The sequence below is a fragment of the Pseudoblastomonas marina genome (genome assembly GCF_014641655.1).
In the GTDB taxonomy this organism is placed as follows: domain Bacteria; phylum Pseudomonadota; class Alphaproteobacteria; order Sphingomonadales; family Sphingomonadaceae; genus Alteriqipengyuania_A; species Alteriqipengyuania_A marina.
Genome location: NZ_BMID01000001.1, coordinates 1,755,426 through 1,780,609 on the forward strand (window position 1 = coordinate 1,755,426; position 25,184 = coordinate 1,780,609).

Annotated in this window: 25 protein-coding genes; 13 read left to right on the forward strand and 12 right to left on the reverse strand. The window is 66.5% G+C overall.

The genetic code is table 11. The features are described from left to right. Positions 1 to 84: 84 nt before the first annotated feature. From IEW49_RS08640 to IEW49_RS08675, 8 genes are all read right to left on the reverse strand, one after another. Entirely contained in the window at positions 85 to 1,644 is a 1,560-nt protein-coding gene (locus tag IEW49_RS08640) for a PH domain-containing protein (RefSeq protein WP_188642293.1), read from the reverse strand. Further along, on the reverse strand, positions 1,641 to 2,162 hold the full coding sequence (locus IEW49_RS08645; RefSeq protein WP_188642294.1) for a PH domain-containing protein: 522 nt from the start codon (positions 2,160 to 2,162) through the stop codon (positions 1,641 to 1,643). The genes IEW49_RS08640 and IEW49_RS08645 overlap by 4 nt, the downstream gene beginning before the upstream one ends. 101 nt (positions 2,163 to 2,263) lie before the next feature. Then, the gene (locus tag IEW49_RS08650) at positions 2,264 to 4,693 is read right to left on the reverse strand and encodes a TonB-dependent receptor (protein WP_188642295.1); all 2,430 of its coding nucleotides are present in this window, start codon (positions 4,691 to 4,693) and stop codon (positions 2,264 to 2,266) included. A 188-nt stretch (positions 4,694 to 4,881) separates the two neighbouring features. After that, on the reverse strand, positions 4,882 to 5,526 hold the full coding sequence (locus IEW49_RS08655) for an energy transducer TonB (protein WP_188642296.1): 645 nt from the start codon (positions 5,524 to 5,526) through the stop codon (positions 4,882 to 4,884). Between the two features lie 221 nt (positions 5,527 to 5,747). Continuing rightward, a complete protein-coding gene (egtD, locus tag IEW49_RS08660) occupies positions 5,748 to 6,734 on the reverse strand; it encodes an L-histidine N(alpha)-methyltransferase (RefSeq protein WP_188642297.1) in 987 nt (328 codons plus the stop codon). Positions 6,735 to 6,737: 3 nt separating this feature from the next. Then, a complete protein-coding gene (gene egtB, locus IEW49_RS08665) occupies positions 6,738 to 8,018 on the reverse strand; it encodes an ergothioneine biosynthesis protein EgtB (RefSeq protein WP_188643155.1) in 1,281 nt (426 codons plus the stop codon). A 120-nt stretch (positions 8,019 to 8,138) separates the two neighbouring features. Next, positions 8,139 to 9,521, reverse strand: a complete 1,383-nt coding sequence (locus IEW49_RS08670) for a class II 3-deoxy-7-phosphoheptulonate synthase (protein WP_188642298.1) — start codon at positions 9,519 to 9,521, stop codon at positions 8,139 to 8,141. 61 nt (positions 9,522 to 9,582) lie between these two features. Beyond that, entirely contained in the window at positions 9,583 to 12,492 is a 2,910-nt protein-coding gene (locus tag IEW49_RS08675; RefSeq protein WP_188642299.1) for a M16 family metallopeptidase, read from the reverse strand. Between the two features lie 87 nt (positions 12,493 to 12,579). On the opposite strand from IEW49_RS08675, the gene IEW49_RS08680 reads away from it, so the two are divergent. The 9 genes from IEW49_RS08680 to miaB all read left to right on the forward strand — a co-directional run bounded on the left by IEW49_RS08680 (position 12,580) and on the right by miaB (position 19,028). Continuing rightward, entirely contained in the window at positions 12,580 to 13,173 is a 594-nt protein-coding gene (locus IEW49_RS08680; RefSeq protein ID WP_188642300.1) for a NifU family protein, read from the forward strand. Positions 13,174 to 13,203: 30 nt separating this feature from the next. Then, entirely contained in the window at positions 13,204 to 13,797 is a 594-nt protein-coding gene (locus tag IEW49_RS08685) for a malonic semialdehyde reductase (protein WP_188642301.1), read from the forward strand. 35 nt (positions 13,798 to 13,832) lie between these two features. Continuing rightward, positions 13,833 to 14,459, forward strand: a complete 627-nt coding sequence (gene tsaB / locus IEW49_RS08690) for a tRNA (adenosine(37)-N6)-threonylcarbamoyltransferase complex dimerization subunit type 1 TsaB (protein WP_188642302.1) — start codon at positions 13,833 to 13,835, stop codon at positions 14,457 to 14,459. After that, on the forward strand, positions 14,459 to 14,929 hold the full coding sequence (locus IEW49_RS08695; protein ID WP_229658139.1) for a GNAT family N-acetyltransferase: 471 nt from the start codon (positions 14,459 to 14,461) through the stop codon (positions 14,927 to 14,929). The genes tsaB and IEW49_RS08695 overlap by 1 nt, the downstream gene beginning before the upstream one ends. Before the next feature lie 120 nt (positions 14,930 to 15,049). After that, on the forward strand, positions 15,050 to 15,487 hold the full coding sequence (locus IEW49_RS08700) for a Ros/MucR family transcriptional regulator (RefSeq protein WP_188642303.1): 438 nt from the start codon (positions 15,050 to 15,052) through the stop codon (positions 15,485 to 15,487). Positions 15,488 to 15,571: 84 nt separating this feature from the next. Then, a complete protein-coding gene (locus IEW49_RS08705; protein ID WP_188642304.1) occupies positions 15,572 to 15,994 on the forward strand; it encodes a Fur family transcriptional regulator in 423 nt (140 codons plus the stop codon). Further along, positions 15,966 to 16,838, forward strand: coding sequence for a lysophospholipid acyltransferase family protein (locus tag IEW49_RS08710; protein WP_188642305.1), 873 nt, complete (start codon positions 15,966 to 15,968; stop codon positions 16,836 to 16,838). The genes IEW49_RS08705 and IEW49_RS08710 overlap by 29 nt, the downstream gene beginning before the upstream one ends. A gap of 43 nt (positions 16,839 to 16,881) precedes the next feature. Beyond that, positions 16,882 to 17,649 carry a CPBP family intramembrane glutamic endopeptidase gene (locus IEW49_RS08715; RefSeq protein ID WP_188642306.1) on the forward strand — a complete coding sequence of 256 codons (768 nt, stop codon included), beginning with the start codon at positions 16,882 to 16,884 and terminating at the stop codon, positions 17,647 to 17,649. Positions 17,650 to 17,684: 35 nt separating this feature from the next. Then, positions 17,685 to 19,028 (forward strand): tRNA (N6-isopentenyl adenosine(37)-C2)-methylthiotransferase MiaB, encoded by a 1,344-nt coding sequence (miaB, locus tag IEW49_RS08720; RefSeq protein ID WP_188642307.1) that lies wholly within the window; start codon positions 17,685 to 17,687, stop codon positions 19,026 to 19,028. On the opposite strand, the gene IEW49_RS08725 is transcribed toward miaB, so the two are convergent. After that, positions 19,025 to 19,585 carry a COG3650 family protein gene (locus tag IEW49_RS08725; RefSeq protein ID WP_188642308.1) on the reverse strand — a complete coding sequence of 187 codons (561 nt, stop codon included), beginning with the start codon at positions 19,583 to 19,585 and terminating at the stop codon, positions 19,025 to 19,027. The genes miaB and IEW49_RS08725 overlap by 4 nt on opposite strands. Before the next feature lie 272 nt (positions 19,586 to 19,857). Between IEW49_RS08725 and IEW49_RS08730 the strand changes: the two genes are divergently transcribed. Genes IEW49_RS08730 through IEW49_RS08745 form a run of 4 tightly spaced genes read left to right on the forward strand, consistent with a single transcriptional unit; the run spans position 19,858 to position 23,106 of the window. After that, positions 19,858 to 20,781: a PhoH family protein gene (locus tag IEW49_RS08730; protein WP_373282521.1), complete on the forward strand. Its 924-nt coding sequence runs from the start codon at positions 19,858 to 19,860 to the stop codon at positions 20,779 to 20,781. A 14-nt stretch (positions 20,782 to 20,795) separates the two neighbouring features. Further along, a complete protein-coding gene (gene ybeY / locus IEW49_RS08735) occupies positions 20,796 to 21,299 on the forward strand; it encodes an rRNA maturation RNase YbeY (RefSeq protein WP_188642310.1) in 504 nt (167 codons plus the stop codon). Between the two features lie 5 nt (positions 21,300 to 21,304). Beyond that, positions 21,305 to 22,225 carry a hemolysin family protein gene (locus IEW49_RS08740; RefSeq protein ID WP_188642311.1) on the forward strand — a complete coding sequence of 307 codons (921 nt, stop codon included), beginning with the start codon at positions 21,305 to 21,307 and terminating at the stop codon, positions 22,223 to 22,225. Continuing rightward, positions 22,225 to 23,106, forward strand: coding sequence for a LysR substrate-binding domain-containing protein (locus IEW49_RS08745; RefSeq protein WP_188642312.1), 882 nt, complete (start codon positions 22,225 to 22,227; stop codon positions 23,104 to 23,106). Before IEW49_RS08740 ends, IEW49_RS08745 begins: the two co-directional genes overlap by 1 nt. 8 nt (positions 23,107 to 23,114) lie before the next feature. On the opposite strand, the gene IEW49_RS08750 is transcribed toward IEW49_RS08745, so the two are convergent. From IEW49_RS08750 to IEW49_RS08760, 3 genes are all read right to left on the reverse strand, one after another. Beyond that, on the reverse strand, positions 23,115 to 23,468 hold the full coding sequence (locus IEW49_RS08750; protein ID WP_229658140.1) for a response regulator: 354 nt from the start codon (positions 23,466 to 23,468) through the stop codon (positions 23,115 to 23,117). A gap of 4 nt (positions 23,469 to 23,472) precedes the next feature. After that, positions 23,473 to 24,549 (reverse strand): PAS domain-containing protein, encoded by a 1,077-nt coding sequence (locus IEW49_RS08755; protein ID WP_188642313.1) that lies wholly within the window; start codon positions 24,547 to 24,549, stop codon positions 23,473 to 23,475. A 100-nt stretch (positions 24,550 to 24,649) separates the two neighbouring features. Next, entirely contained in the window at positions 24,650 to 25,111 is a 462-nt protein-coding gene (locus tag IEW49_RS08760; RefSeq protein ID WP_188642314.1) for a peptidylprolyl isomerase, read from the reverse strand. Between the last annotated feature and the right edge of the window lie 73 nt (positions 25,112 to 25,184).

A 25,184-nucleotide genomic window follows, 5' to 3' on the forward strand; every position in this document is an offset into this window, starting at 1 on the left:
CCGCGGTGAACAGGAGCTTCGGGGAAGGATATCCCGGAGCAAAATCGCTCCCGATCGCGGTTGATCGACCTGTCCGACGAGCCGTCAGGCTTCCTGCGCGACGGAGAAGTCGACCGCGGCGATCGCTTCGATCACTTCGTGGCGGAGACGCCTGGCCTCGTCGATCGGAACGCCGGGTATCTCCATCGTTCCGCCCGCCAGACCAAACTGCACGGTGGCATAGCCGCGCCATTGCGCCAGCGGGCCCTGCGCGATCTCTACCGACTGGAGCTTGACCTTGGGGGCGGCGGTCAGCTGCGGGGAGAGGATCCCGGTGCGCACGAAGACCTGTTCGAGCGCGGTCGCGTGGCGGTGGCGCCGCCAGCTGAACCAGCTGAGCCCACCAACCACCGCGAGCAGCGGGACCGGTGCGGCAAGCAACCACGGGCTGACGGTGGTCGCTACCACTGCACCGATCACCAATATCCCGGCCGACACGATCAGCGCGGTGTCGATCCACGCCTTCGGGGTGGGACGCACCCACGCGATGCTTTCGGGGGGAAGCGCTATCCTCGCCGCCTCGGCAACGGGGACGATCTCGTCCATTTGCCCGAAGGGGACGACAACGTGGCTCGCTTTCTTGGCATCGCTCGCGAGGCTGACGAATTTGAGCGAGTGCCAACCGAACAGGCGACGGAACCACTTCGTGCCGAGCGTCATCGCCTGCACCCGGTGCGCGGGCATCACGACATCGGTCCTGGTGAACAGGCCGCGCCGGCGACGGAAGCCCTTGGCCGTGCGCTCGAGCAGGAAGCCGTGATCGCGCACGAAGGTCTGCACGACCCCGGTGACGAGACCGAGCGCCACCACCCCGGCCGCCGCGGCGATCGCGCTCAGGACCTGGGCGGCGAGGCCCATCGCGGCAAGCTTGCGCCCCTGCCCCTCAAGCGCGTCGCCGAGCACCGCATCGTACATGTCGTCCCACGAGAACAGGAAGTCGAGCTGGCCGATGGCACCGAAGATCACCGCGAAGATCACCAGCGAGAATTCGAACAGGCCGAACCGCAACAGGCGTTTCTCGTCCATCGCGAACAGCGCCTGCCCGTCCGCGGTCGCGGCCTCGGCGGCAGGGTCGTCGGCATCGATGTCGAGGGCGCCCTCTCGCTGCGCCCGCACGGTTTCGCGCAAGCGCTCGGCCTCGCTTTCGGTGACATAGGCGAGGTTCAGGTCCTCGCCTCCGCCCGCGCCCGTCTCGAACTTGACCCGCACCAGCCCGAACAGCCGCGCTACGAGCGGTTGCTCGAGGCTGACGTCCTGGATCCGCTCGTAGGGCACCGAGCGCGCCTGGCGCGAAACGATCCCGCTTTCGACGCGGATATCTTCCGCCCCCACGCGATAGGTGGTCTTCCACCAGCCGAGCCAGGTGACGAAGCCGATGACCATGACGACGAGACCGAGCAGCGGCAGGAAACCCAGCGCCTCGCGCACTTCGCCGGCGACGAAGAATATACCGATCGCCGGGAGGATCGCCTGGCGCACCGAATCGACCAGTCGGACGAGCAGGCCGATCGGCGCTGTGCGCCGGACGGGCTCGCCTTCTGCAACCGTCACTGCCGCGTGATCTTCCGGCGCGATCGGCGCAGGCGTCTCCGCCGCGTCGATCACAGCGTGTCGCGCTTGATGTGCGCGCGGATTTCCTCGCGCATGGCGAGTGCGTCCTCGTCGAGCAGGCCGGGCAGCGAGACGCTCGCATTGTGGTTGCCCGCCGTGTGGAGGACGATCGTCGAGAGGCCGAAGGCGCGTTCGAGCGGCCCGCGATCGACGTCGATATGCTGGACCCGGCCGAACGGCACGATCGTGTCCGAACGCCACCACACCCCGCGCGCCACCCGCAGCCGGTCGCGCCCGAGATCGTAGCCGCGCGCCTGGTAGCGACGTCGCGGCCAGCGCCAGAGGAAGAACCCGGCCAGCAGCAGCACCGGCCCGACGAAGATGCCGCCAGGCACCGCGTCGTCGAACGGTCGCACGAGCTCGAGCACGCTCGCGCCGACCAGGAACGGCAGCGCGGTCAGCGCAATCGTGATGCGCAGCACCGTACGGTAATTGGGATGGACCGGCGTAAGCCCTTCGTCGCCGCCAGCTTCGGGCACCTTCGCCCGCTCGATACCCTCCACGTCGCTCATGCCAACCTATATGCGACCGGTGTGCTGTTCGCACAAGACAGGTCGGCATGAAAAAGGGGCACCGCCGCGCGGCGATGCCCCGAATTCTCGACTTGAAGCAATCAGAACGATTTGCGCACGGTCATCCCGAAGGTCCGCGGCTGGCCGACCTGGAAGCCGAGGCGCGCGCGGCCCCCGCGTTCGCGGTCGAAGGACAGCAGCGGGTTCTCGTCGAGCACGTTGTTGGCATAGACGATCACCGACAGCCCGCTGTCGAAATCGACCCCGGCGCTGAAATTGAGCAGCGAATAGGCCGGCAATTCGAGATCGAGCGTCGTGCTGTCGGTTCCCGGCGCTCCTGCGAAGGGCAGGTTCGAGACGAAGGTCCGCGGGTTGTTCTCCTGGTCCGCCGGCTGGGTGAAGCGTGAGCCGACATATTGGAACGAGCCCCCGAAGAAGCCGGTCGCATTGTCGGAGAAATCCCACTCGTAGCTGGCCGCCGCCGACATCTGGAATTCGGGCACCGAGGGCAGCCGGTTGCCGTCGCGGATCCCGGTCGCGGCGGTGAGCGCGCCGGGCAGCGTGGTATCGAACTGCGCGTCGATATAGCTCATCGCCAGGCTCACGTCGTAGCCTTCGGCCGGTGCGAACTCGAGTTCCATCTCGACCCCGGCCGAATAGGCGTCCTCGACGTTGAAGACGATGCGCGAGGAGCAGCTGCCGGCGTCGAGCGTGACTTGGAGGTTGTTGATGTCGTTGTAGAACGCCGCGGCGCTGAAGCTGAACGAATCGCCGAACGCCTTGCCACCGACCTCGTAGTTCCAGAGCGTCTCGTCTTCATACGACTGGAAGCTGCCGAACAGCGCCTCGTCCTGTGCCGAGCAGAGCGTCACGTTGAGCGGATCGTTGACACCGCCGAGCCGGAAGCCTTTCGCCGCCTGCGCGTTGAGGGTGAAGTTGTCCGACACGTCGTAGGCGAGGATCACCCGTGGGCTGATCCCGTCGGATTCGGTGGTGTCGAAATTGTTGTCGCCATTGGCGAACAGGCCGCCCGAGAGAAACTGACGCGATTCCTCGAAATCGTAGTACCGCGCGCCCGCGGTAACCGACAGGCGCTCGGTCAGTTCGTAGGTACCCTCGCCGAACACTGCGACCTGCTGGATGTCGTAGGGCAGGTCGGCATTGTAGGGAGAATCGAGGTTGGGGAAGCCGTTGGCGACCGCCGCAGAGGTTCCCGCGCCCAGCGTGGCATCGGTGGCGGCGGCATAGCCCGGAGTCGGCAGGCGCTGGGCATAGGTGCGATCCACCTGCGAATAGAATGCGCCGAACACCCACTGGAACGGTCCTTCGCCGGTCGAGGACGCGCGCACTTCCTGCGTGAAGCTCTGCAACTCGGTCGTGTCGCGCAGGTTCGATGGCAGGTTCACCGCTGCGACGGGATAGCCGAGGTCGACCGAAACCGATCCGGTCAGCGCGCTGGCATCGCGGCTGACGAGGATGTCGCGATCGGTATAGGAGGTCACCGAGGTCAGGCCGACGGAGTCGCCGAGCGGGATTTCGACCACCAGATCGGCGAGGAAGGTCTCGTCCTCGAACGCCTCGCGCAGCAGCAGGTACTGCTGGCGGTCGTCGTAGACCGTCGGCGGGGTGGTGAACTCGTTGGCATAGAGGTTGAACACGTCCTGCCGGTTGAACCCGTTCACGTCGATCCGCTGATAGACGAAGCGCGGCGTGATGCTGAAACCGGGCGCCGGTTCGAGCCGCATCGCGATCCGGCCGCCCGCACGCGTGCCGTCGTTGATGTCCTGCCCCCCGGCCGGACCGATCGCATCGATGAAGCCGGCGTAGCTCGTGTGGTAGCCGACGATGCGGATCGCGCCGATATCGCCGAGCGGCGCATTGGTCGCGCCCTTGATGCTCCAGCCCGCATCGCCGCCGTCGATCGCGGTGACGCCCGCCTCGATGACGCTTTCGGTCACGCCGAGTTCGGGCTGCGCAGTGATGTAGCGGATCGTCCCGCCGACCGAGCCCGATCCGAACAGCGTGCCCTGCGGACCGCGCAGCGTCTCGACGCGCTGCAGGTCGAACAGGTCGAGATCGGGGGTGAACAGCGACAGCGAGATGACCGATTCGTCGAGATAGACGCCGACCTGTTCCTTCACGCCCGGCTGGTCGCGGACGACCTGCCCCGCCGACACGCCGCGCACCGCGACCTGGCTCTGGCCGGGGCCCAGGTTCTGGACCGTGAGCCCTGCGACGTTGCGCGAGATGTCTTCGATGTTCGCCGAACCGGTTTTCCGGATGTCCTCGGCAGTTTGCGCGTTGATCGAGAACGGGACGTCCTGGATCGTCTGGTCGCGCTTGGTCGCGGTCACGACGATGCGGTTCTGCGGCGGAACCTCGTCGGTCGGCTGGGTCGCGGCGTCTTCCTGGTCGCTCTCCCCGGTATCCTGCGCCATTGCCGGCGAAGCGGCGAGCAGCGTGGCGGCGCCGACCAGCAAGGCCGCACGATAGCCGATGGCATGGCTCGATCTCGTTGCGAAAGTTCTCATCAGTCCCGTCCTTTCAAATCGTCGCGAAATTCCCCATTCCGCGACCAGGCGGGTTGATACTTTCACAATTTGACGTGCCCGCGCAAGATTCTAACAGGCAAGAGCTGTGCTTGCGTTCACCGATGTTGCATAGCGGCAACATCCGATGGGATGTCGGCGGCCGGCACGCGACCGGCCGCCGGTCTCGGTCAGGGCAAGCGCCAGACGATCTCGGCCGAGAACGTCCCCTTGACCCTGGCGCCGGTATCGTCGCGCGCGGGAGAGAACGCGCCGCGCCGCGGCAGCAGGCGGCAGGTCGCGCGGTCGAGCGCGCTATGGCCGCTCGAACGCGTCACCGTGCAGCTCTCGATCCTGCCATTTGCGCCGATTTCGAGCCGGTAGCCGACCGTGCCCTCTTCCCCGCGCCGCGCGGAGATCGACGGGTAGTCGGCGGTGCTGAACCAGCTCGCGGGCGGGCTCGACGGCACCGGGCCGGTCGGCGTGTAGGCGACGGTCGGGCTGGGCCTGGGCGTCACCGCCGGGCCCGGCGTGCCGCTCGCGGGGGTGCCGGGCACGACGAACCAGTCGTCGGTCAACTGGGGAACGTCGGTCGTCGGGACACCAGTCGCCGGCGCCGGCAACTCGGTGCGAGGCTTCGGAGTGAAAATCACCGTGTCGCCCGTCTTCGGCACGTCCGGCGAAGCGGTCGGCTCGGGCGGTGGCGGCTCGACCGGGTCGTAGATGACGGCGGTCGGATTGGGCTTGGGCGTTTCGACGAACGGAACGTACCCGCTCGACAGCCCGGTGATGACCAGCGCTGCGATCCCGACCTGGATCGCGGTCGCGGCGGCCATTGCCCTGGGGTCCGGCCCCTTATGGGTATTCGCATAGGACATGCTTCTCTCCTCTTCCCGTGTTGCGCCGCCCCCCCCGGCGGCCCGGGAAAGGGCGGGGTTCCGTTGGGGAACAGGTGAACCGTGCGCCCCCATCGGTGAACCGAAAGTGGAACGGTCGTTCAGAAGACGGACAGGAAAGCTGAATGGGATGAGGCTGAGCGCGCCTGAGCCCGGGAAAGTTACGGCGCGATGCGTTCTTCAGCCGCGCGGCACAGGATCAGGCTGTAGCGCTCCTGCCGGTCGAGCCAGCGCTGCAAGGGCGTCCAGCCGCCCGCGCGCAGCAGCATGAAGGCGCTGCGACGGCTGAACTTGTGGCTGTTCTCGGTGTGGATGCTCTCGCCCTCGGCCATCGCGAACTTGCGACCCGCCACCTCGAAGGTGATGTCGCGCGTCGCGACGAGGTGCATCTCGATCCGGGCATAATCGTCGTGCCAGCGCGCTTCGTGGCGCAGCGCATCGACCGGGATCGTACCGTCCAATTCGCGGTTGATGCGATGCGCGAGGTTGAGGTTGAAGGCGGCTGTCACGCCCTTGGCGTCGTCGTAGGCGGCCTCGAGCACCTTGCGGTCCTTCACGAGGTCCATCCCGATCAGCAGCATCGATTTCGCACCCAGCGTGGCGCGCATCGAGCGGAGCAGGTCGACCCCGGTGCGCGGCACCATGTTGCCGATCGTCGACCCGGTGAAGAAACCGAGCTTAGGCATGTCGGCGGTCTCGGGCGGAAGCGCCACTTCCTTGGTGAAATCCGCCTCGACCGGATGGACCGCCAGACCGGGAAATTGCTGCGCCAAGTCGGCTGCCGCGGCGCGCAGGAAATCGCCCGCGATGTCGAGCGGGACATAGGCCGCCGGATCGATCGCCCGCAGCAGCAGCGGGGTCTTGACCGAACTGCCCGACCCGAATTCGACCACCGCCCTGCCCGGCCCGATCGCATTGGCGAAATCGGCCCCGCGCTCGGTCAGGATCTCGGTCTCGGCGCGGGTCGGGTAGTATTCCTCGACCTGGGTGATGTCCTCGAACAGTTGCGAGCCGTCATCGTCGTAGAGCCAGCGGGCGGGGACCGCCTTCTGGTCGTAGGACAGGCCCGTCAGCACCTCCTCGCGGAAGGCGCGATCGACCCCCTGCTCGTCCTTGTCGACGAGCGCGATGCCCTCTTCTGCGGCCATAAGTCAGATATCCTTTGCCAGTCTCAGGCCGGTGAACTGCCATCGCTGGTGCGGGTAGAAAAAGTTGCGGTAGGAAGCGCGCGAATGGCCGCGCGCGGTGGCGCAACTCGCGCCCTTGAGCACGAACTGCCCGCTCATGAACTTGCCATTGTATTCGCCTACCGCGCCTTCGGCGGGCCGGAAGCGCGGGAACGGGAGATAGGCCGAGCGGGTCCATTGCCAGCAATCGCCGAACAGCTCGGTCCCGCCGCGTGGCATGACCGGGGTGGCGCCGATCCGCCCGGCATCAAGCTGGTTGCCCGCCGCGCTGTCGAAGGCGGCATCGCATTCGGGGCAATCCTGCCCGCGCGCGATCGCTTCCCATTCGAACTCGGTCGGCAGGCGCCGGCCCGCCCATGTCGCGAAGGCATCGGCCTCGAAATAGGAGATGTGGGTGACCGGAGCATCCGGGTCGCGCGCGCGCCAGCCGGCATGGGTGAACTGCTCTCCATCACGCCAGTAGAGCGGCGCCTGCACGTCGTTCTCCTGCACCCAGGCCCAGCCGTCGGACAGCCACAGCAGCGCGTCGTCATATCCGCCATCGGCGACGAACTCGGCCCATTCGCGATTGGTCACCAGCGTCGAACGCATAGCGAAGGGTTCGAGCAGCGCACGATGCGACGGACCTTCGCAATCATAGGCGAAGCCATCGGACTGGTGGCCGATCTTCGCGATTCCGCCGGGGTAGGAGAGCCATTCGGGTTCGCATCGTTTCGCGGCCGGATCCCGTGCCGCGTCGAACATCGCCGGGCCGAGCGGGTTCTGGAACAAAGCGTGCTTGATGTCGGTGAGCAGCAATTCCTGATGCTGCTGTTCGTGCGCGCAACCGAGCACCACCAGTGGTGCCAGCTCATCGTCGGCAAGCAGCGGCTCCATCGCCGCGTTCACGTGCGCGCGATAGGCGAGGACCTCGTCGAGCGAGGGGCGCGAGATCATTCCGCGATTGAAGCGTGCGTTCCGCTCCCCGTGGCTCTCGTAATAGGAATTGAACAGGAACGCCCAGTCGGGGTCGAAGGGCTCGTAGCCATCGACGTGTTCACTCAGCAGGAAGGTCTCGAAGAACCAGGTCGTGTGCGCGAGGTGCCACTTGGCGGGGGAGGCATCCTCCATCGACTGGATCGTCGCATCGGCATCGCCCAGCGGCGCTGCGAGCGCTTCGGTCAACGAACGCACGTCGCGAAAATGCTCGGCTCGCTTCTCGGCGCACCAATCGGGTGCACTTAGCGGTAATGCTGCCTCGGCCAGCGAAACTCTCCCTCGGGCTCCGGTCGACCCAGCATAAGCGACCGTTCACTCATTGAAACCCTCGGGCGGCGATTATTTTCCCGGCAATTTCAGATGGGAAAGATTTGCCGATCCGATCGCTCAGGCGGCATTCGATTTCGCGTCGGGGCCGAAGGCCGCTTGGTCCCGCAGCGTGTCCGCCAGCATGAAGGCGAGTTCGAGCGATTGCGCGGCATTGAGGCGCGGGTCGCAATGGGTGTGGTAGCGATCGCCCAGCCGGTCGTCAGTGATCGCCACCGCACCGCCGACGCATTCGGTCACATCCTGCCCGGTCATCTCGACATGGATCCCGCCGGGATGGGTACCCTCGGCACGGTGGGCGGCGAAGAAACCGCGCACCTCGGCGAGAATCCGCTCGAACGGACGGGTCTTGAGGCCGCCCGCGGTCTTGACGACATTACCGTGCATCGGGTCACAGCTCCACACCACCGGGTGTCCTTCGCGCTCCACCGCGCGCAGCAGCGGCGGCAGGCCGTCATGGATGGCCTCGTGCCCGAAGCGCGAGATAAGCGTGATCCGCCCCTCCTCGCGCGCCGGGTTGAGCGTGTCGAGCAGGCGCAGCAGGAGCTCGGGATCGAGCGAGGGGCCGCACTTGATGCCGACCGGGTTGGCGATCCCGCGCAGGAATTCGACATGTGCGCTGCCATCGAAACGCGTGCGGTCGCCGACCCACAACAGGTGCGCCGAGGAGCCGTACCAGTCGCCGGTCAGCGGGTCCTTGCGCGCCAGCGCCTGCTCGAATGGGAGCAGCAGCGCCTCGTGGCTGGTGTAGAAGGTCGTGCCCTGCAACTGCGGGACCGTGGCGGGATCAACCCCGCAAGCTTCCATGAAATCGAGCGCCTCGCCGATCCGGTCGGCGGTTTCGGTGAAGCGCTGCGCCCAGGGCGAGCTCGCGATATGATCAAGCGTCCACTGGTGGACCTGGCGCAGATTGGCATAACCACCGCCGGCAAACGCGCGCAGCAGATTGAGCGTCGAGGCGGCCTGCGAATAGGCCTGCACCATGCGCCTGGGATCGGGTTCGCGCGCGGCGGCGTCGAAATCGATCCCGTTGATGCTGTCGCCGCGATAGGAGGGCAGCTCGACATCGCCCTGCCGCTCGGTCGGGGTCGAACGCGGCTTGGCAAACTGGCCCGCCATCCGGCCCAGCTTCACCACCGGCATCCGCCCGGCGAAGGTCAGCACCACCGCCATCTGCAGGATCGCGCGGAAGGTGTCGCGAATATTGTCGGGGTGGAACTCGGCGAAGCTCTCGGCGCAATCGCCGCCATGCAGCAGGAAAGCCTCGCCGCGCGCGACTTCGGCGAGGTCCTCGGTCAGCGCGCGCGCTTCTCCCGCGAAGATCAGCGGCGGGCGTTCGGCGAGCTCGTCGGTCGTCGCGCGCAGGGCCGCCTCGTCCGCATATTCGGGCAATTGCCGCGCCTCGTAGCGGCGCCAGCTATCGGGAGACCAATCCTGCTTCATCCCCCGCGACATAGTAAGCGCACCGGGTGGATGCCAGAAAATCCTCGATCGGTTTCGTCGATCAGTCCTCCGGCACGATCGCGATCCGGATCGCATCCTCGGGTCGGAGATATTGGCGCGCGAGGTCCTGCACGTCCTCACGGGTCACCTGCGAGAAGTCCTCGAACACCGTGTCCATCTGCGCGAAGCGGCGGGGGTCGAACGTCGCATCCTCGAGCTGCCACATGTAGAAGGCCGAGCCGAGCAGGCCCGGGCGCAGCAGTCGCCGCATCGGTTCGAGCGCCTTGGCCAGCTCGGCCTCGGTCGGTCCGTTGGCGACCAGGTCGGCCGAGATGCGATCGATCTCCTCGTAGATCGCGGAGACGTCCTCGGGTTTCACCTGCGCGATCGCGAGCATGCGCCCGCCGTTCTCGACGCTGACCGGCCATTGGGACACCATTTGCGGGGTGTAGCTCGCGCCCATCCGCTCGCGCAGCGCATCGAGCAGGCGGCTCGAATAGATCGTCGCAACCGCCTCGAGCTTTCGCGCCTGGCGATAATCGGCAATCCCGCCCGCAGTGTTCCACGCCATCACCGCCATCGCCTGGTCGTCGGCCCCGCGATGGGTGACGGTGATCGGCGTCGCTGTCGGCGCAGTGACGGGGACGGTGGCGCTGGCGGTATCCACCGGCAGCGCCGGACGCGGGGCGAGCGCGCCGAAGGTGCGGTTGAGCCCCGTGATCCCGGCCTCGCGCCGGAAATCGCCGAAGACCTGCACCTCGATCGGGCCGGAAGCGAGGATCTTCCCCCACAGCTCGGCGAAACGCGCCTGGGTGGTGCCTTCGAAATCTTCCCCCGTGGGAGAGCGGAAGCGCGGATCGCCGTCATGCAGCAATTGTTCGAGATCGCGCTCGAACACGCCGAGCGCACTGGTTGCGTAGCTGCGATATCCCTGGATGCCAGCCGCACGCGCGCGACGGACCGGGCCCTCGTCCCATTGCGGATAGGCGAATTTGGCGGCGAACAGGTAGAGCTGGTCGGCGAGGTCTTCATTGCGGGTCTCGGCCTCGAGCACGAAGCGCCCGTCCTCGATCGTGAACTGGTAGCCGATCTTGCGCCCGGTGGTCAGCCGGTCGAGCGCCTCGTTGTCGAGCCCCGCCTGCCCCGCTGCGACCAGCGCCATTTCGCCGAGCGCGGCATAGGGCACGTCCTCGGCCGAAAACGCGCGGCGGCCAGCCCCGAAGCGGACCTTGACCGTCAGCCGCCCCGGCTCGTTGGTCTTGGGCCAGATCAGCGCCGAAACGCCATTGCCCCAGTCGAGCCGTTCGATCGCCTCGATCCCGGTCTGCGTGATCTCCGGTTCGGTGGGTTCGCCGACAGCGGGCAGGCTGTCGATATCGACATCGGCGGCGGCGAGGCGCGCCTCGCCATTGGCCGCGACCTCTCGGGTCAGCGCGAGCGCCAGCGCGGCATCGTCCGCCGTGTCCGGTCGGTTGGTGACGAGCAGCGCGCGCCCGACCGTGCCTTCGAACAGATCGCGCGTCGCGGCATGGATCGCCTCCGGGGTAAAGGACGGCTTGGCACTGGCGAAAAGGCGCAGCACGGCGCCGGGCGAGGTCACCGTCTCGCGGATATCGATCGCCCCGACCAGATCGTCGGCGAGCTCGTCCGAGGGCTGCAGGTTGCGCTTGTCGAAATAGTCCTGGTAGCCGACTTCGTATTCGCTGACCTCGCGGTCGATTTCCTCCTGCGTCGGCGGGGTGGCGATGGCATCGGCGATGATCCCGCGCACCTCGGCGAGCGCGCCCTCCCAATCGCTTTCGAGCGGACCGACCGAGATGTAGGTCGCATCGGTCGAACGGTACACATCGTCCTGCCGCACCGAGGCATAGAGATAGGCCCCCGCGCGGGCGCGCGCCTCGAGCCGGCGGTTGATCACCGCCTGCGCGATGAAGCTCCGCATCAGGCCGCGATTGTATTCCTTAGTGTCGAGCACCGGCCGCCAGGGCCGCAGGATCGCCCAGCTGAGCGAGGGTGCTAGATCGGGCTCGACCATCGTCGCGGCCTCGCCCAGCGGCGGCAGGATCCCGTCCGATGCGACGGCATCGCCGGGTGCCTCCGGATCGCCGAAACGGGGTGCCTCGGTCGCCGGGCCTTCGGCGCGCCAATCGGCGTAATGCGCCTCGATCATCCGCGCGACCGCGACCGGATCGATATCGCCGACCACCACCAGCACGGTGTTGTCGGGCCGGTACCAGCGGCGATGGAAAGCCGAAACGCTCGCTCCCGTGGCGCCCGCAAGCGTTTCAGGCGTGCCGCCCGGCTGGGTCTCGCCGAGCCGCTGCCCGCGATAGAAAATTTCACGCTGGCGTTCGGCAACCCGGCGCTGTGCGCTTTCACCGTCGCGGTTCTCGGCCTGGACGATCGGCAGTTCGCGACGCACGTTCGCGTCCGACAGCACCGGTGCGGCGAGCATCCCCGAAAACAGCCGCAACGTCTCGTCGACATCGTCGTGCGCGGCGCTGGGCAGGTTGATCTGGTAGACTGTCTGGGTCGGGCTGGTCGTCGCATTGGCGTCGATCCCGATCTGCGCGCCCATCGCCTGCCAGCGCGAAAAGGCCTCGTTCGGGCCGAGATACTTGCTCTCGCGGAACAGCAGGTGTTCGAGCAGGTGGGCGTAGCCGTGCTCGGTGTAGGTCTCGTACATCGAGCCCGCATCGACCAGCGCGCGAACTGATACCTGGCCCTGCGGCACGTAATTGCGGCGCACCGCATAGCGCAGGCCGTTGGGAAGCTCGCCGAACAGCCAGGCGCGCTCCTGTTCCAGGTCGGAGCCTTCGTAGAACCAGTTGTCCTCGCCGCGCTGCAGGCTTTCGGGTTCGGCCTGGACCTGCACGGTCGAGGTCGAATCGTGGTTCTGCGCGTGGAGCGGCGCGGCGACGGCGGAGGCGAGGAAGGCAAAGGCGGCAAATGCGCGCGGAAGAAAGGTCATGCTGGGGGCATATCGTCGCACCCCATGAAGCGCGAGTGAATATCCCCCTCCCCTTGCAGGGGCGGATCGCGTCGCTACATCGTGTGCATGTTCATCGAAACCGAAACAACGCCCAATCCCGCGACCCTCAAGTTCATGCCCGGTCGCCCGGTGATGGGCGACGACGGCACGCGCGACTTCGCCTCGCCCGAGGATGCCGAGATATCCCCTCTCGCCGAAATGCTGTTCGCGCTCGGCGACGTCACCGGCGTCTTCTTCGGCAAGGATTTCGTCTCGGTGACCGCCGCGCCCGGCGTGCAATGGGCCGATTTGAAGCCGCAGGTGGTGGCGGTGCTGCTCGATCACTTCGTCACCAAGACCCCGCTTTTCAAACCCGGCGCGACCGGCGGCAACGGGATTGCGGTGCCGCCCGAGGACGATGGCGGGATCGAGATCGAGGACGATCCGGCCGACGCCGATATCGTCGCCCAGATCAAGGAACTGCTCGACACCCGAGTGCGTCCCGCCGTTGCCGGCGACGGTGGCGACATCCGCTATCGCGGGTTCAAGGATGGCGTGGTCCATCTGCAGATGCAGGGGGCCTGCTCGGGCTGCCCCTCATCCACCGCCACGCTCAAGCACGGCATCGAAGGATTGTTGAAACATTACGTGCCCGAAGTGGTTGAAGTCCGCGCAGCCTGATTTTCCCCAACCAGACGGAGCACGAGACCCTTGGCCGATACCCTTTCCGACGACGCCCTCGACATCATCTTCCGCGACGCGCGCAGCTACAATGGCTGGCTCGACAAGGACGTGAGCGAGGAACAGATTCGCGCGATCTACGACTTGATGAAGATGGCGCCGACCTCTGCCAACTCGCAGCCGGCGCGGATCGTGTGGTGCCGGAGCGACGAGGCGAAGCGGAAGCTCGCCGACACCGCGATCGATTCTAACAAGGACAAGATCCTGACCGCCCCGGTCGTGGCGATCGTCGGTTACGATATCGATTTCCACGAGGAATTGCCGTGGCTGTTCCCGCACACCGATGCAAAGAGCTGGTTCGAGGGCGACGAGGACGGCCGCAAGGAAGGCGCGTTCCGCAATTCCTCGCTGCAGGGCGCCTACCTGATGATCGCCGCGCGCGCACTGGGCCTCGATTGCGGCCCGATGTCGGGCTTCGACAACGACAAGGTCGACAAGGCCTTCTTCGGCGACGCGCCCAGGCACCGGTCGAACTTCATCTGCGGCATCGGCCATGGCGATCGCGAGAGCATCTTCGACCGTTCGCCGCGCCCCGAATTCGAGAAATTCAACCGCTTCGAGTGATTGCAGCCGGCGCGCGCGCCGATTAGGCGGATGCGATGCGTACGCTCGTGATCGATAGCGCCACCGAGGCCTGCTCCGTCGCCCTGTTCGAAGGGCGCGAACTGATCGCGCACGAACACCATGTGCTCGGGCGCGGGCATGCCGAACGGCTGGTACCGATGATCGCCCACCTTCCCGAGCGCGGCCGCGCGGGCCGGATCGCGGTGTCGCGCGGCCCGGGCAGCTTCACCGGCGTGCGGGTGGGGATCGCCGCAGCGCGGGCGCTTGCACTTGCATGGAACGCGGGGCTGGTCGGCTATGCCACCCACGCGATGATCGCGGCGATGGCGCGGGCCGAGCGCGGCGCACAGCCGGTTGCGGTTTGTACCCGCGGGGGCCACGGCGAGTGGTTCTGCGCGCAATACGACGCCGAGGGGCGCGAGCTGTTCGCGCCGGCCTCGCTCAAGCCCGAATACGCGGCCGCCTCGCTGTCGGCCGCGCTCGTCGCAGGGGGCGAGGCGGAGACGCTGGTCGAGCGGCGCGGCGCGGGCATGGCGATGGCGCTGTGGCCCGATGCGCGCGGATTCGCCCATCTGAATCCCGAGGCGCTGACGTCCGACGTCGCCGCGATCTACGGCCGCGCGCCCGATGCCAAGCCCGTTGCCGCCCGGGAGCGGACCTGATGGCGAGCCTGGCCGAAGAAGCCGTGCTCGACGGGGTCATGCGGGTAATGGCGCGCGGTTTCGATCCCGAATACAACGAGGCGTGGACGCGCAAGCAGGTGACCGACATGCTCGCCATGCCCAGCGGCCACCTGATCGTGGTGGATCGCGAGGGACGGCGACTCGCTCGTCACGGTCGGGTCGCGGGATTCGCGCTGTCGCGCGCCGCGCCGGGCGAAGAGGAATTGCTGCTGATCGCGGTCGATCCGGCGCATCGCGAAGCCGGTCTCGGCGCCCGGCTACTGGCGCTGCTCGCTGCCGATGCGCGGGCGCGCGGCGGCGAAAGACTGTTTCTCGAAATGCGCGAAGGAAATCCGGCGGTTAGATTGTACGACCGCATCGGTTTTGTCCCAATAGGCCGACGAAAGGAATACTATCGGACGCGTTCGGGACACAAATTGGACGCAATAACCTTCGCGTTAACCATCTAGAGCGAACAAAATAGACCTGTTGGTCTGCTTGCTATATCATGGATTACGGCTTAACCGCGCGACCGTTGGCCGTCCCCCCGGCCACCCCCTCAAGGCTCAAGTGAAAAACAAGGAAACACAATGGAAGAGATCGATCTCGACATGACCGAGACGCTCATTACGCTCACGACCGAAATCGTCGCGGCGCATGTCAGCAACAACAGCGTCGACGTCGCCGATGTCCCGAACCTGATCACCAATGTCTACGGTGCCCTCGCCGGCCTCGGCGACCTTGGCGAGAAAGAGGAAGCGGCCCCCGAACCGGCCGTTTCGATCCGTTCGTCGGTCAAGAAGGACCACATCGTCTGCCTCGAATGCGGCAAGAAGATGAAGATGCTCAAGCGTCACCTGTCGACCGATCACGACCTGACTCCGGAAGAATACAAGGCGCGCTACAACCTGTCGGCCGATTACCCGCTGGTTGCGCCCGACTATGCCGAGAAGCGCCGCGATCTCGCCAAGAAGATCGGCCTCGGCCGCAAGCCCGGCCAGAAGCGCGGGCGCAAGAAGAAGGCCTGATCGGGGCAATCGCCCCCACCGATTTGAAGATTCGCCCTGCCGCGCTATTGCGCCGCAGGGCTTTTCTTTGCGATACGGAATATTGTGCACCAGAAAATCGACATCGAGGCGCTATGCGCCGAACGCGGATTGCGGATCACCGAGCAGCGCAAGGTGATCGCGCAGGTTCTTTCCGACAGCGAGGACCATCCCGATGTCGAGATGCTGCACGAGCGCGCCAGCAAGATCGATCCCAAGATCTCGATCGCGACGGTCTATCGCACCGTCCGCCTGTTCGAAGAGGCCGGCATCCTCGACCGGCACGATTTCGGCGACGGGCGCGCGCGCTACGAGCCCACGCCCGAGGCGCACCACGACCACCTGATCGATATCGAAACCGGCAAGGTCGTCGAATTCGTCGACCCCGAACTCGAAGCGCTCCAGAAAGTCATTGCTGAAAAGCTCGGCTATCGCCTCGTCGACCACCGGATGGAACTGTATGGCGTCCGGCTCTCCCGCAAGGACTGAGGACCCGGACACCCGCGAGGCGGCGACCCGCGGCGAAACGACGCCGATCGGGGCGCTCGGCTGGATCGTGTTCACGGTGCGGATCGCGGCGCTGGTGCTCGCGCTGCTGGTGTTCGTGCCGCTCCACTATCTCTACCGCGTCGCGGCCTACGGCTCGCCCTTCCCGATGTGGTTCCTGGGATTGGCCGCGTGGATCGCGGGAGCGCGGGTGCGCAAGATCGGCACCCCGCTCAAGCGCGACGTGTTCTTCGTCGCCAACCATGTCTCGTGGATCGATATCCTCGCGCTCGCCGGGCACAGCGGCACCGCCTTCGTCGCCAAGGCCGAACTCGAGAAAACGCCGGTGCTCGGCTGGCTCTCGACCTTGAACCGCACCGTCTTCGTCCAGCGCGAACACCGCATGGGGGTGGCCGAACAGATCAACGCGCTGCGCGAGGCGCTGGAAGACAATTGGTCGGTCACCGTCTTCCCCGAGGGCACGACCACCGACAACAAGTCGCTGCTGCCGTTCAAGACCTCGATGCTCTCGGTGCTCGAACCGCCGCCGCCCGGCGTGATGGTCCAGCCGGTGATGCTCGACTACGGCACATACGGCGAATGGCTCGGCTGGATCGGCAACGAGAGCGGCCTCAACAACGCGAAGCGCATCCTTGCGCGCCCCGGCACCTTCACGCTCGACCTGCATTTCCTCGAGCCCTTCAGCCCCGAGGAATTCCGCGGTCGCAAGGCGATCGGCGCCCGCGCCCGCGCCGCAATCGAAGCCGCGCTGGCCACCGCCCACGGCGAGCCGCTGCGCGAGTTCAGGCACGACGTCGTGCCGGTCAGGTACAACGCGCCGAAATAGGCAGCCTGGCACTGGCTTCGCCCCTTCAAATGCGCGCGCACCTATGAAAACCGTCCCCAACCTTCGCGCCGCCGCAATCTACGCCGCCGGCTTTTCGCTGACCGCATTGCTGTTCTCGGCCACGGCAATGTTGCTCGTCGGCATGGCGGCGGGCTTCACCGGCACCACGGCGCCGCCGATTTCGCTGCTCGCCGCCGGTGTGGCGGGCCCGACCCTGGCCGCGATCCTGTTTGCGCGCTTGTTTCGCCGCGAGCGTCTATCGCCGAACACCGGTTTGCCCTCGTGGAAGCTCCTGCTGCTGCCCTTCGGCTACGGCTTGGCCGCACTGCTCGGCGCGAAGGCGAGCGGCGCGACCGTGGTCGTGCCTTCGATCACGGATATCGCGCTCGCCTTCACCCTCCAGTTGCTGGTTGTCGCGCTGCTCGAGGAGATCGGCTGGCGCGGTCACCTCGTCCCGGTCCTCGCCGCGCGCCTTGCGCCGATCGCCGTCGCGTTGCTCGTCGCCCTCGCGTGGTTCTTCTGGCACCTGCCCAAATTCGGGATCGGACCGCTGTTCGTGGCCATGCTCGCGATCGGAGGATTGGCCAATTCGATCCTGCTCACGCGCCTACTCTACGCGCGCGGTGGCGGGCTGGTCGGGTGCATCGTCCTCCACGCATCCTTCAACACCGCCGAAACCGTGATCGATCCGAACGCAACCTCGATGCCCGCGCAATATGGCGCATTCGCTGCCGTGATAGCGGTCTCGGTCGTTGCTGCAGCCATTGCCTGGCACCGAAACCGCGACTGGTTTCACGCGCGACCACGTTGAACGCGGCCCCGGTTTCGCCTAAAGGCGCCCCTCCCATGAAACAGACCACGCCTCCCAAGACCTACCGGGTCAAGAGCTTCGGCTGCCAGATGAACGTCTATGACGGCGAGCGCATGGCCGAATTGCTGGCCGAAAAGGGCATTACGCCCGCGCCCGAGGGCGAAGATGCCGACCTCGTGGTGCTCAACACCTGCCATATCCGCGAGAAGGCGGCAGAGAAGGTCTATTCGGACATCGGGCGTATCGCCAAGGCGGGCGAAGAGGCTGGAAAGAAGCCATTGATCGCGGTCGCGGGCTGCGTCGCGCAGGCCGAGGGCGAGGAAATCATGGCGCGCGCGCCGGCGGTGTCGATGGTGGTCGGCCCGCAGGCCTATCACCGCCTGCCCGCCATGCTCGACCGCGCGGTGAAGGGCGAGCGCGCGACCGATACCGACATGCCGGCCAACGCCAAGTTCGCCGAGCTTCCGCAGCGCCGCAAGAGCGCGCCCAGTGCCTTCCTCACCATCCAGGAAGGCTGCGACAAGTTCTGCACCTATTGCGTCGTGCCCTACACGCGCGGCGCCGAAATCAGCCGCCCCTTCGTCGAGCTGGTCGAGGAGACAAAGCGCCTCGTCGCGGCGGGCGCGAAGGAGATCACGCTGCTCGGGCAGAACGTCTCGGCCTGGAGCGGCGAAAACGAGCGCGGTCACCGCGTCGGCCTCGCCGGACTGGTCGCCGAACTGGCGAAGGACCCCGACCTCGCGCGGATCCGCTACACCACCAGCCACCCGGCCGACATGGACGAGGACATCATCGAGGCGCACGGCAGCATCGCCAAGCTGATGCCCTACCTCCATTTGCCGGTACAGAGCGGCAACGACCGCGTGCTGAAGGCGATGAACCGCAGCCACACGGCGGAAAGCTATCTGAAGCTGCTCGAACGCTTCCGCGCGGCGCGCCCCGACCTTGCGCTGTCGGGCGATTTCATCGTCGGCTTCCCCGGCGAAACCGACGCCGAGTTCGAGGACACGCTCAGGATCGTCGACGAGGTGCGCTACGCCGCCGCCTTCAGCTTCAAGTATTCACCCCGCCCCGGCACCCCCGCGGCGACGATGGACGACCAGGTCGCGCCGGAAGTGATGGACGAGCGCCTCCAGCGGCTCCAGGCCGCACTGCGCCGCGACCAGATGGCGTTCAATGAAGCTTCGGTCGGCAAGACCTGCGAAGTCCTCGTCGAACGCCGCGGCAAGAAGCCCGGCCAGTGGCTCGGTAAGTCGCCCTGGCTGCAATCGGTGTGGTTCGAAGGCGACGCGCAGATCGGCGACCTGGTGCAGGCCGAACTGCTCGAAGCCGGGCAGAATTCGCTCGCCGCAAGGCTCCGCGAAGGCGCCCTCGCCTAATCGATCGGCGACAACGCGGCGGCGTCGACCAGCACCTCGCCAGCCGCCGCTTCCTCACCGCTCGATGCGTTGGCGGTATAACCCTCGCCGGTCCAGACCAGCTTGCGCGTGACTTCCGGAGCGCCGCCGCCATAGGTCGTGACCCACAGGTCGCGCCAGCCGTCGGTCGAGTTGTCGAGGACGCCGAACGGCATTTGCACGACGCTGGTCTCCGATACCTTGCGGAAGCCCTCCTCGCCCTCCGCCAGCACCACCAGCGAGCACCCGCCGGTCCCGCACAGCATCGGACCGCCGACATAAACGAGCGCTTCCGCCCCGCCGTCGCCGTCGAGATCGACCATCGCCGAACGGTACATGAGGCGGCCCATCTCGGCGTAGTTCTCGCGTATCCAGGCTTCGATCGCCGCGCTGTCCGCATCGCCTTGCGCGCCAGCCGCCTCGGGTCCCACCGGGGTCGCCTCCGCCGCCGGTTCTTCGGTTTCCGAATCCTTGGGCGCATTGCACCCGGCAAGCGCGCAAAGGGCAATTGCGGCGGACAGCCTGGCGGCGAGAGGCATGGCGTGATCCTTTCGGTGGTCGCGTGAATCCGCGCAGGATGCGCCGGCGTGCCACTGATGACAAGCTCGTGACTTTCCACCGCCCTGTCGCAAGCAGCCTTGCGCACCGCTCCCCATGGCCTAGATTTCCGACTCGTACGCAAGAAAGGACTCAGTTGGCTCGCAGACCTGCTCACAAGCCCCGCCACGACAAACCCGGCAAGCCGGCCAATGACGGCAGCGGGGGTGGCACCGGTCGCTCGCGGACCGAGGTCGATTTCGAGAACACCGCTCTGCTCGGCGCGTTGTTCGGCCAGTTCGACGCCAATCTCGTCCAGGTCGAAAACCGGCTCGGCGTCTACATTTCCGCCCGCGGCAATACCGTCCAGATCGAAGGCCCGACCGACCAGGTCGCCCGCGCGCGCGACGTGCTCACCACGATGAGCGAACGGGTCGCGGTGGGGCAGGACCTCGATGCCGGGCTGATCGAATCGATCATCGCGATGTCGAACGAACCCACGCTTGAAGGCATCGTCGATTCGAAACAGGATGCGCCGCCGATCATGATCCGCACCCGGCGCAAGACGATCGCCCCGCGTTCGGCAACGCAGATCGACTACATGAAGGCGCTCGCGCGCGACGATATCGTCTTCGCGCTCGGTCCGGCGGGCACCGGCAAGACCTACCTCGCGGTGGCGCAGGCGGTCAGCCAGCTGATCACCGGCGATGTCCAGCGACTGATCCTCTCGCGCCCCGCGGTCGAGGCGGGCGAGAAGATCGGCTTCCTCCCGGGCGACATGAAGGAGAAGGTCGATCCCTTCCTGCGCCCTCTGTACGACGCATTGTTCGATTGCATGCCGCCCGAGCAGGTCGAGCGGCATATCGAAAGCGGCGTGATCGAGATCGCCCCGATCGCCTTCATGCGCGGCCGCACGCTCGCCGATGCCTTCGTGATCCTCGACGAAGCGCAGAACACCACCCGCGAGCAGATGAAGATGTTCCTCACCCGTTTCGGCCAGAACAGCCGGATGGTGGTGTGCGGCGACCCGCGCCAGGTCGACATCCCCGGCGGCGACCGCATGAGCGGCCTCGCCGACGCGGTCGAGAAGCTGGAAGGGGTGGAAGGCTTCGGCACGATCCGCTTCACCGCCAAGGACGTCGTCCGCCACCCGATCGTGGGTCGGATCGTCGACGCCTATGAGGGCACGGCAGAGTAAGAAGCTGGCGCGAAGTGCATCTGGACATCGAGATAGACGGCTGGCCGGACAGCGATTGGCCCGCGCTCGCCGAGCGCGCGGTCGAGGCCGCGGCGGAGGAGCTGCCGGCGCTCGCCAATGAGCGCCTGATGGCGAGCCTGCTGTTCACCACCGACTCCCGGGTCCACGAACTCAACAAGGAATGGCGCGGCAAGGACAAGCCGACCAACGTGCTGTCCTTCCCGATGCTCACCGCGGACGAATTCGAGAGCCTCGCCCCCGACGGCCCTCCCGAAATGTTCGGCGACCTCGCGCTCGCCTCCGAGACCTGCGCGCGCGAGGCGGCGGAGAAGGCCATCCCGATCGAGGATCATACCGCGCACCTCATCGTCCACGGCATGCTCCACCTCGCGGGCTACGACCACGAGACCAGCGACGAAGACGCCGAGGAAATGGAAGCGCTCGAAGTCAAAATACTTGCACGGCTGGGGGTGGCGGACCCATATGATGCATCCAACGCAATAAAGAGAGATTCGTAAGGGCCATGCCCGACAGCAATGGAGACGCGGACAGTAGGGGCGGCCTGCTCCAGGCCATCCGCAAATTGATGGGGTCCGACGATGGCGAGCGCACGCTGCGCGCGCAGATCGAGGACCAGCTCGACGCCGTCGACAACGCCGAAGGCTCCGACGAAACCCAGCGCGAGCCGCGCAGTGACGACCTGACGCTGGTCGAGCGGCAGATGCTCAAGAACCTGCTGCATTTTTCCGAACACGATGCCGACGACGTCGCCGTGCCGCGCAGCGAGATCGTCGCCGTCAGCGCCAGCAACAGCTGGGACGAGGTCGTCGCGACCTTCGCCGAGCACGGTCATTCGCGCCTGCCGGTCTATCGCGACACGCTCGACGAAGTGATCGGCATGGTGCTGGCGAAGGACCTGTTCCCGTTTCTCGCCACGCAATCGCAGCCGCCCGACGACTGGACCGTGCTCATGCGCCAGCCGCTGTTCGTGCCGCAGGCGCGCGGCGCGCTCGACGTGCTGGCCGATATGCGCAGCCACCGCACCCACCTCGCCATCGTGGTCGACGAATATTCGGGCACCGACGGGATCATCACGATCGAGGACCTCGTCGAAGAGATCGTCGGCGAGATCGAGGACGAACATGACGACGAGCCCGAGCCGCAGCTGCGCGCGCTCGAAGACGGAATCTGGGAAGCCGATGCCCGCTGCGAGCTCGACGATATCGCCGAGCACGTCGATCCGCGCCTGGCCGAGGTCGAGGAAGCGGTCGATACGCTCGGCGGGCTCGCCTTCGTGCTCGCCGAACAGGTGCCGCAGCCCGGCGCGATCCTCGTCCATGCCAGCGGCTGGAGGATCGAGGTACTCGAAGGCAATGAGCGCCGGGTCGAGAAGGTGCGACTGCATCCGCCCGGCGAGGACGACGACGAAAGCGCCGACGGCTGATGCGGAGACTGCCTCCGCTGCGTTCGCTCGAAGCCTTCACCCGCACCGTGCGGCTGGGTAGCGCGCGCGCCGCGGCGGAAGAACTCGCACTGAGCCCCAGCGCGCTTTCGCGCCGAATCGCGACGCTCGAGGAATTCACCGGCAAGCGGCTGTTCTCCCGCCAGAAACAGGCGATGAAACTGACCGACGAGGGCGAGGCCTTCTACCGCGCGGTCGCACCGCGGATCGATGCGCTGGCCGATGCGATCGACGGCCAGGTCGAGGACGGGCGGCTCCACCGCCTGCATCTCGGCGTGATGCCGCTGTTCGGTAGCCAGCGCCTGTTCCCGCGCCTCGCCGAATTGCGCAAGAAGCATCCGCAATTGCATATCGACATCGACACCAGCCCGCATCTCGAGGCGCGCGTGGGCGATACGCTCGACGCCGCGATCGTGCTGTCGCAATCGCCCGACAGCGCACTCTATTCGGTGCGGCTCGATCACAACCGGGTGTTCGCGATCGCCGATCGGGCCACGGTGGCCGAAGTGGGTGATACGCCCGACGCGGCGCGGCTCGCGCGGCAGACCTTCCTGGTGCACAACGAGCTGGCCGAAAGCTTCACCGCCTGGCGCGACGAGATCGGCCTGCCCGAGCTCACCCCCGCCGCGATCGACCATTTCGATTCGGGCCAGCTGATCCTCGAAGCGGCCGCGCAGGGCCTCGGCATCGCGATCATGCACGACGATCACCTCGCCCGCGCCAAGGACGAGCGCCTTGCCGCGCTGTTTCCCGATATCGAGGTCGAAAGCCCGTTCAGCTATTGGTTCGTGTGCCGCCCGGGCGCGCTCGAAACCCGAGCGGTGCGGCAATTCCACGACTGGCTGGTGGGCGCGGGGCTCTAGCCGCGGGGCTATTCGGGGGCGAGCGTCATTGCGCGCTCGACGACCGTTTCGGAGCGGGCGGGTTTCTTGATCAGTTCGGCATCGAGCGTGCGGACCAGTTCGTCGTTGCGATCGAGATCGCCCGAATGGAGGATGTAGGGAATTCCGCGGCCGCCGAGTGCCTCGGCGATCGGCACGCAGGTCTCGCCCCCGCCCAGGTTCACGTCGAGCACCGCCGCGACGATGTCGCGGGTTTCGAGCGCCTCGAGCGCCGCCTGCACGCTGCGCACGGCGCAGTAATCGTAGCCCGCGTCCTCGGCCGCGAATTCGAGGTCCATCAGGATCAGGGCCTCGTCTTCGACCAGGAGGAGCGTGCCGTTCAAGGCGTCAGTCCTTGACCATCGGCAGGCAGACGACGACGCGCACGTCGTCTCCCTCGCCGGTGGGCTCGACCGCGATCGAGCCGCCCGCCGCATTCACCATGCGCTGCATGATCAGCGTGCCAGCCTTGCCGCCCTCGCCGGACCACGCCTCGGAGAAGCAATCGTGCCATTTCAGGCAGACGATGCCGTCTTCGTCCGCAGGCGCTTCCCAGTCGAGCCTCGCCGCCCCCTCCCCGCGCGACAGGCAGCCATGCTCGCTCGACATCACGACGAGTTCGTGAATCACGATCGCGAGCATCGAGACGATGCTGAACGGGATCAGGACGTCGGGACCCTCGGCGGTGAGCCGGGCCTGTTCGGTCCGGTGCACGTCGAGGACCGAATCGATCGCCGCCTTGAGGTCGATCGCGTCGTCCTTGGCGGTTTCGAGCGTCGCGTCGTAGATCCGCCCGAGCGACGAAATCCGGTCGTTGATCTCGCGCGCGGTATCGGGGTCGCCGCGCTCGCGTCCGACCAGCTTGGCGACCGAGGAGATCACCGCGATGATGTTCTTCATCCGGTGCGAGAGTTCGCGCGCGAGCTTGGTCGCATGCTGCTGTTCGGCGCGCGCGGCGTAGACGTCGCTGACGTCCCACTGGCTGCCGAAGAAGTAGATCAGGTTACCCTCTGTGTCGTAGATCGGGCCGATATGGAGCGCGTTCCAGAAGGGTGTGCCATCCTTCTTGTAATTGCGGATCTCGACAACGATGACTTCCTCGTTGTCGATCGCATGACGCAGGCGCTCGACGACTTCGGGCCGCGTGTCCGGCCCTTGAAGGAAACGGCAATTGCGCCCGACGACTTCGTCCTCGGAATAACCGGTCAGTTCGCGGAAGGCGCGATTGGCGAAGATGATCGGCACATCGGGCTGGTTGGGATCGCACAGGCAGATCGCCATGCGCGTCTGCGCCATCGCCTGTTCGAACAGGACGCCCGATGCGCCTTCGAACTGGTCTTCGGGATGGTTGTCACGAAAGTGCGCGGGCGCTTCGTCGTGAGTCTGATCGAACGCTCGCGCTCCAAAATTCTCGTTTTCCGACAATGCTTTGTGCTCCCGCTCGCAGCGCGCTTGGCGCCCGGACGTGTTCAGGCCTGCAAAAGGAACGCGCCCGAAAGGGGCGCGTTCCCTCGAAATTCCGCGCTTATGTGACCGTCGCCTTGACGATCTTGCCCGGATTGGCCGGCGGTTCGCCCTTGGGGATCGCGTGGACGACGTCCATCCCGCTCTCGACCTCGCCCCAGACCGTGTACTGGCGGTCGAGGAAACCGGCATCGTCGAGACAGATGAAGAACTGGCTGTTGGCCGAGTTCGGGTCCATCGTGCGCGCCATCGAACAGGTGCCTTCCTTGTGCGGCGCGTCGTTGAATTCCTGCTTGAGGTCGGGCTTGTCCGAGCCGCTCATGCCGGTGCCGGTCGGGTCGCCGCCCTGCGCCATGAAGCCGGCGATCACGCGATGGAACACGACCCCGTCGTAGAAGCCCTCGCCCGCCAGTTCGGCGATGCGCTCGACATGGTTGGGCGCGAGGTCGGGACGCAGCTTGATCACGACGTCCTTGGGTTCGCCGTCGCCGGTGTCGATCGAGAAGGTAAGTTTTTCGGCCATGGATTTGGATCTCCTGTTGATGCGCGAAGCGACTAGCGAGGCTGCGGAGCAATGTCACCCGCGCCTTGCCTTT

Bases quoted from the DNA above. Each gene is read 5' to 3' on its own strand.
- IEW49_RS08645 (WP_188642294.1), bottom strand. From the start codon at position 2,162: ATGAGCGACGTGGAGGGTATCGAGCGGGCGAAGGTGCCCGAAGCTGGC.
- IEW49_RS08650 (WP_188642295.1), bottom strand. From the start codon at position 4,693: ATGAGAACTTTCGCAACGAGATCGAGCCATGCCATCGGCTATCGTGCG.
- IEW49_RS08655 (WP_188642296.1), bottom strand. From the start codon at position 5,526: ATGGCCGCCGCGACCGCGATCCAGGTCGGGATCGCAGCGCTGGTCATC.
- egtD (WP_188642297.1), bottom strand. From the start codon at position 6,734: ATGGCCGCAGAAGAGGGCATCGCGCTCGTCGACAAGGACGAGCAGGGG.
- IEW49_RS08670 (WP_188642298.1), bottom strand. From the start codon at position 9,521: ATGAAGCAGGATTGGTCTCCCGATAGCTGGCGCCGCTACGAGGCGCGG.
- IEW49_RS08675 (WP_188642299.1), bottom strand. From the start codon at position 12,492: ATGACCTTTCTTCCGCGCGCATTTGCCGCCTTTGCCTTCCTCGCCTCC.
- IEW49_RS08680 (WP_188642300.1), top strand. From the start codon at position 12,580: ATGTTCATCGAAACCGAAACAACGCCCAATCCCGCGACCCTCAAGTTC.
- tsaB (WP_188642302.1), top strand. From the start codon at position 13,833: ATGCGTACGCTCGTGATCGATAGCGCCACCGAGGCCTGCTCCGTCGCC.
- IEW49_RS08695 (WP_229658139.1), top strand. From the start codon at position 14,459: ATGGCGAGCCTGGCCGAAGAAGCCGTGCTCGACGGGGTCATGCGGGTA.
- IEW49_RS08700 (WP_188642303.1), top strand. From the start codon at position 15,050: ATGGAAGAGATCGATCTCGACATGACCGAGACGCTCATTACGCTCACG.
- IEW49_RS08710 (WP_188642305.1), top strand. From the start codon at position 15,966: ATGGCGTCCGGCTCTCCCGCAAGGACTGAGGACCCGGACACCCGCGAG.
- IEW49_RS08715 (WP_188642306.1), top strand. From the start codon at position 16,882: ATGAAAACCGTCCCCAACCTTCGCGCCGCCGCAATCTACGCCGCCGGC.
- miaB (WP_188642307.1), top strand. From the start codon at position 17,685: ATGAAACAGACCACGCCTCCCAAGACCTACCGGGTCAAGAGCTTCGGC.
- IEW49_RS08725 (WP_188642308.1), bottom strand. From the start codon at position 19,585: ATGCCTCTCGCCGCCAGGCTGTCCGCCGCAATTGCCCTTTGCGCGCTT.
- IEW49_RS08740 (WP_188642311.1), top strand. From the start codon at position 21,305: ATGCCCGACAGCAATGGAGACGCGGACAGTAGGGGCGGCCTGCTCCAG.
- IEW49_RS08745 (WP_188642312.1), top strand. From the start codon at position 22,225: ATGCGGAGACTGCCTCCGCTGCGTTCGCTCGAAGCCTTCACCCGCACC.
- IEW49_RS08760 (WP_188642314.1), bottom strand. From the start codon at position 25,111: ATGGCCGAAAAACTTACCTTCTCGATCGACACCGGCGACGGCGAACCC.